The sequence below is a fragment of the Siccirubricoccus deserti genome, assembly GCF_014283215.1.
GTDB classification, from domain to species: domain Bacteria; phylum Pseudomonadota; class Alphaproteobacteria; order Acetobacterales; family Acetobacteraceae; genus Siccirubricoccus; species Siccirubricoccus deserti.
In genome coordinates this window covers 1-4493 of sequence record NZ_JACOMF010000145.1, presented here as the reverse complement: position 1 = coordinate 4493, position 4493 = coordinate 1, and the positions used below count along the sequence as shown (strand labels likewise).

6 protein-coding genes are annotated in these 4493 nt (G+C 67.1%); 1 reads left to right on the top strand and 5 read right to left on the bottom strand.

The features are described 5' to 3' along the window. From H7965_RS28880 to H7965_RS28865, 4 genes are all read right to left on the bottom strand, one after another. A partial coding sequence (locus tag H7965_RS28880; protein ID WP_186773716.1) for a transposase occupies positions 1-153 on the bottom strand: 153 nt, incomplete at its 3' end. 260 nt (positions 154-413) lie between these two features. Then, entirely contained in the window at positions 414-866 is a 453-nt protein-coding gene (locus tag H7965_RS28875; RefSeq protein WP_186773954.1) for a response regulator, read from the bottom strand. A gap of 443 nt (positions 867-1309) precedes the next feature. Beyond that, the gene (locus H7965_RS32170; RefSeq protein ID WP_390624645.1) at positions 1310-1582 is read right to left on the bottom strand and encodes a GNAT family protein; all 273 of its coding nucleotides are present in this window, start codon (positions 1580-1582) and stop codon (positions 1310-1312) included. 147 nt (positions 1583-1729) lie between these two features. Next, the gene (locus tag H7965_RS28865) at positions 1730-2965 is read right to left on the bottom strand and encodes a sensor histidine kinase (RefSeq protein ID WP_186773952.1); all 1236 of its coding nucleotides are present in this window, start codon (positions 2963-2965) and stop codon (positions 1730-1732) included. A 569-nt stretch (positions 2966-3534) separates the two neighbouring features. Here H7965_RS28865 and H7965_RS28860 point away from each other — a divergent pair. Continuing rightward, entirely contained in the window at positions 3535-3750 is a 216-nt protein-coding gene (locus H7965_RS28860; protein WP_186773951.1) for a hypothetical protein, read from the top strand. 321 nt (positions 3751-4071) lie between these two features. On the opposite strand, the gene H7965_RS28855 is transcribed toward H7965_RS28860, so the two are convergent. Further along, a partial coding sequence (locus tag H7965_RS28855; RefSeq protein ID WP_186773950.1) for an IS630 family transposase occupies positions 4072-4493 on the bottom strand: 422 nt, incomplete at its 5' end.

Genomic DNA, 4493 nt, shown 5'->3' with positions numbered 1-4493 from the left:
CCCCTCCATGGCCTGTCGCTTCCACTCGCCCACCATGGTCTGGTGAATGCCGTGCTTGGCCGCCAGCTGCGCCGTCGTCAACTCACCCCGCAGCGCTTCCAAAGCAACCTTCGCCTTGAAATCCGCCAAATACCGCGTCCGCTTGCCCGTCATCCGGGTCCGTCCTTCTCACAGGCGAACCGAGCTTACCCACCTGTCCGAAATCCGGGGACCACCTCAGATTGCTACGCTTGAGCCGAGTAAAAGGAGGCTGCCGTTATGGTTGGCTTGTGGAGCAATGGAGCGGCGGCAGCCTCCTGCTTCCGGCGGTCCTCAAGAGCATGAATGTTCCGCCTGAGGGCACTGTTCAGGTTGGTAGGTATCGGTGGCGGGACCGTCGGCGTCGGCTTTTCCATGCAGTACGGCGCAGCCTTCTATGCCCCCTTCGGGGCGCTCAGGCCGAGAGCAGCAGCGACCGCATGTCCCAGCCCTACCCAGGACGGCATCCGGGCCAGCGCCCAAGCTGGCGTCAGGCAGCGCACCGCGTTGCGCAGCGTCTCGGGCGCAACGGGCTTGACGACGTAGCGTTCGCGCGGGCCGAGCAGGTGTCCATCAAGCGCGTCGGGATGGCACGTCATGTAGACCACGCCTACCTCAGGCCACCGCCGCAGCACCTCAGCACCGAGGGCCAAGCCGTCCAGACCGGGGCCGAGGTGGAGACCGGTGACGATCACAAGCGGTGGCCCGCTCACGGCGGCGGCTTCCTCGGCCATGGCCAACGCGGCCTCGGCAGTGGCGGCCTCGTCAATCCGGAACCCCGCCTCTCGTAAATCGCGTGCGACCGCCTCGCGGATCAGCGGCTCGTCCTCCACGATCAGCACGTCCATCGGCCGTTCCCCCTTGGCGTTCGGAAATCCAGGCCCGCACTCTCGGATTACGGGTATCTGGATGCGCAGATCGGCCCAACAGGCGAGTGGTATCAAAGTTCATTCACGCGACAGGCGGGATATTGTACTTCCAGGCTGTACCCGTCGTGCGCCATACAAGCACGCTTCAAAAGGCGGGTTTCACCCGTTACCAGCGGGGCCGCATCGAGGTCACCGACCGCCCTGGGTTGGAGAGCGTCGCTTGCGAGTGCTACGGCGTGGTCCGGCGCGCCAGCGACCGCCTGTTCGGGATGCCGGAGGGAGCAAGGGACACCTACCGCCCCTGAACCTGCCCCACCAAACGTCCGTTTCCAGCCTCCACGTGAACGTCCTAGCGCTCCTCGTCGATGGTGTTCCTCGGCTTCGCCCGGAATGCGCGGAGCAGGTCGGCCGTCCTTGTCTTCTTAATCGGCGTCGTGCTGTTCCGTGGCTTCAGGCGTGGATGACGGCGCGCGGTGGACGCGCATGGGGGTGGAGCATGGTCGGCCGACGCGGCCGGTTCGTCCACCCGGCCGGGAACCAGTCATCGGCGCGACCGCCTCCTGGCCCACCCAGCCGAGGTCTGCCAGCACGTCCCGGTAAACGGGGTGGCGCTCCACGCAGGCGGCGACGAACTCGCAGCGGGGCACTGCCTTTGATCCCTCCGCGCAGAGGCGGTCCAGCACACCGCGGACCAGCTTCGAGCCGATGACTGTCAGGACAGCACCTCTGGCACCTCGGTGTGGATGAGCGCGATGCGGTCTCTCTCACGCCTGTACTCGGCCAGAGCGACCGCTCTGCGGCTGGCCATCTCGAACCGGCTCATGGGCGAGGCGCGCTAGCCGTCACACGACGAGCGGAAAGCGGAGGGTGACGCTGGTGCCGCGCTCCTGTGTCCCCTGCTCAATGTCGCCGCCAAGTTGCCGAGCGAGGTGCCGAAGAAGTTCGAGCTCCTGTCCCCCACCGGCCCGCCGTGCTGCTACCGCGCTGGGATCGATGCCGCGGCCATCGTCGGAGACAGTGAGCGCTGCTTCCGCGCGAACCTCATCTGTGTGGAGTTCGACCCGCACCACGCCTTCCACCCCTTCCGGATAGGCGTGCTTGGCGGCGTTGGTCACCAGTTCGTTCACCGCCAAGCCCACAACGACCGCTTTGTCGAAGGGCAGCACGCAGCTTTCCAGATCAGCCTCAAACACGACCTTGCCACCGAGGCTGAGGTCTAGGCTGCCGAGCAGCGCTTTCAGGTAACCCGCGAGATCGGTGCCGGTCCCATCCGCCAAACCGCCACCCTCAGCGCCCGCCAGCCGGTCCTGCGCCAGGGTGATGGCAGTGACCCGCTGCATCAGCCGCGCCAGCCGCTCGGCGGTTCGCGCGTCCTGCTCAGCCGTCGCGGTCCGCTTCTCCCGCGCGAGCATGGCTGCCACCAAGGCGAGGTTGTTCTTTGCGCGGTGCTGCAATTCGCGCAGGAGCATGCCCCTGCGCTCAGCACGCACCGCCGCCTCGGAGGCGGCGGCCTCCGCCTGGGCCACCGCGGCTTGGCGCTGCAACGCGCCCGCCACAAGGGCCGCCATGGCTTCAAGGAATTCGGCGTCAAGGTCGTCGAAGTGGCCGGGCTCCTCACTATCCGCTTCCAGCACGCCCCAGATGTTCCTGTCGAACCTGATTGGCACGTTAAGCAGCGAGACGATGCCGTGCTCGGCGATGACGGGATGGATGCGGAACTCGGGATGGTCGCGGATGTCATCGATCAGCACCGGCTGGCCGGTTTGTAGGGCGCGACCCGGGGGCGACGCCGCATCGATGCCGAACCGAGCCTTGCCGACAAAGCCCGGCCGCCAGCCGAATCCGGCCTCGGCCAGCAGGTCGCCTTGCTCGGTCCGGTAGCGCATAATTTTGGTGTGGCGGACGCCGGTCGCCCGGGCGGCCTGCGCCACGGCGCGTTGCAGCAGCGGGCCGATCTCCAAATCGTCGAGGGCGATCCGGCCGAAGTCGCGCAGGATGCGCTGGTGGAGGCGAAGGCGCCGCGCCTCCTTCGCCGCATCGGGGCCGGTCGGGTCGTCTCGGGGAGCCTTGAAGGGCATGCTTCGCTCAACAGGTGCAGCCGCCACCCGTTCCGCAGCCACCTGTAGCAATCTCCGCATTCGGTGGAGCCCGAAGCGGCGGCCATGCCGCTGGTCTACCTGGGGCAGGCGTAAGGCCCGACCCTCCCCGTGGAATGCGCGGATCAGTTCAGGCCCAACTGCCTTCGCACGCCTGGGCGGGCAGGCCCACGCCGTCGTTCCGCACCGTGAGAGGCAGGCAGCCTTGCGTCCCGGCTCGCCAACCAAGCCCGGCCTGTCGATGGACCGGTTCCGGTCCGAGATGCGCAGAGGCATCGTTTACGGCATCGTGGAGCGCGGCACCGGAGAGGACACCGGGCCGCTGCGCTTCCGTAGGACATGCCTGCGCGGCAGGGACGACCGTTGCAGAGCACCGGGCTTGCGGCTTGCTTGCCAGACGGCTCCTGACCCCATTGGCCACTCGGCGGAGCATCACCCGCGCGGCTTGGGTTCCGGCGATGAAATCTGCACGCGAACGTGCCGATCTTTCGAAATCGCCGAGCGTTCAGCAACCACCCCGCTGAATACTCGGCGGGGCAGGAGGCCAAGCCATGGCGCATAACAAAGGCCAGAATCAGCAGGGTCAGCAGAAGCGTGGCCAGCAACCGAGCCCCGGCCAGCCCTTGGGCGGGCGGCGCGACGATGAAGCCGGACACCAGGGCGGCGGGACGAATGTATCCCACCAGCAGGGTGGCACCCAGCGGAACCAGGGCCAAAGCCAAATGGAGCGTGATAAGGCGGGCAAGGGCAAGGGCGGCGCGACCTGACGATCAGGGCCGCCGAGCCGTGTGAATGAAGCAGTGGCAGGGATGCCGCTCAAAGCAGTTGCAGCGCAGACCCGGCGGCGACCAGCAATGCCGTACTGGCCACGACGCTGAGCACGACGAAGGCAGCCTTGGAAAATTGTCAACCGCGCCAACCGCTGAGCGACGAAGCAGGCCGCGGTCAGGGGACTGGCAGCGGCGGTCGAGCCCAGCCGCGGCGGCTGGTCACGAGCCCCGCCCCGCTTTCGTCGAGGTCGCCACGGGCATGCTCAAGGAGGGAGTCTCCGCTCTCCGCCTCGACGCCCCATGACCTAGTGCACTGACTCATTCAGAAGGTGCAGGAAGTCTGGCGAGCTTGCTGAGGATGGTATCTGCAGGTTTGGTCCAGACGAATGGCCTGGCGGCCCTGTTGTGGTCGCGGATGTAGCGGGTGATTGCGTCCTGCAGGTGGGGCACGGAGCTGAAGACGCCGCGCCGGATGCGCCTTCGGGTGATGGTGGAGAAGAAGCCCTCGACGGCGTTGATCCATGACGCCGAGGTCGGCGTGAAGTGGAAGACCCAGCGCGGGTGACCGGCCAGCCAGTGCTGCACCTTCGGATGCTTGTGGGTGGCGTAGTTGTCGAGGATGGCGTGGATCACCTTGCCGGCTGGGACCGCGCGCTCGATGGCGTTGAGGAAGCGGACGAACTCCTTGTGGGTGTGCCGCGGCATGCAGCGGCCGACCACGGTGCCGTCGAGGGTGTTGA

Coding starts and splice junctions, on each gene's coding strand:
- H7965_RS28875 (WP_186773954.1), bottom strand. CDS start 866: ATGGACGTGCTGATCGTGGAGGACGAGCCGCTGATCCGCGAGGCGGTC.
- H7965_RS28865 (WP_186773952.1), bottom strand. CDS start 2,965: ATGCCCTTCAAGGCTCCCCGAGACGACCCGACCGGCCCCGATGCGGCG.
- H7965_RS28860 (WP_186773951.1), top strand. CDS start 3,535: ATGGCGCATAACAAAGGCCAGAATCAGCAGGGTCAGCAGAAGCGTGGC.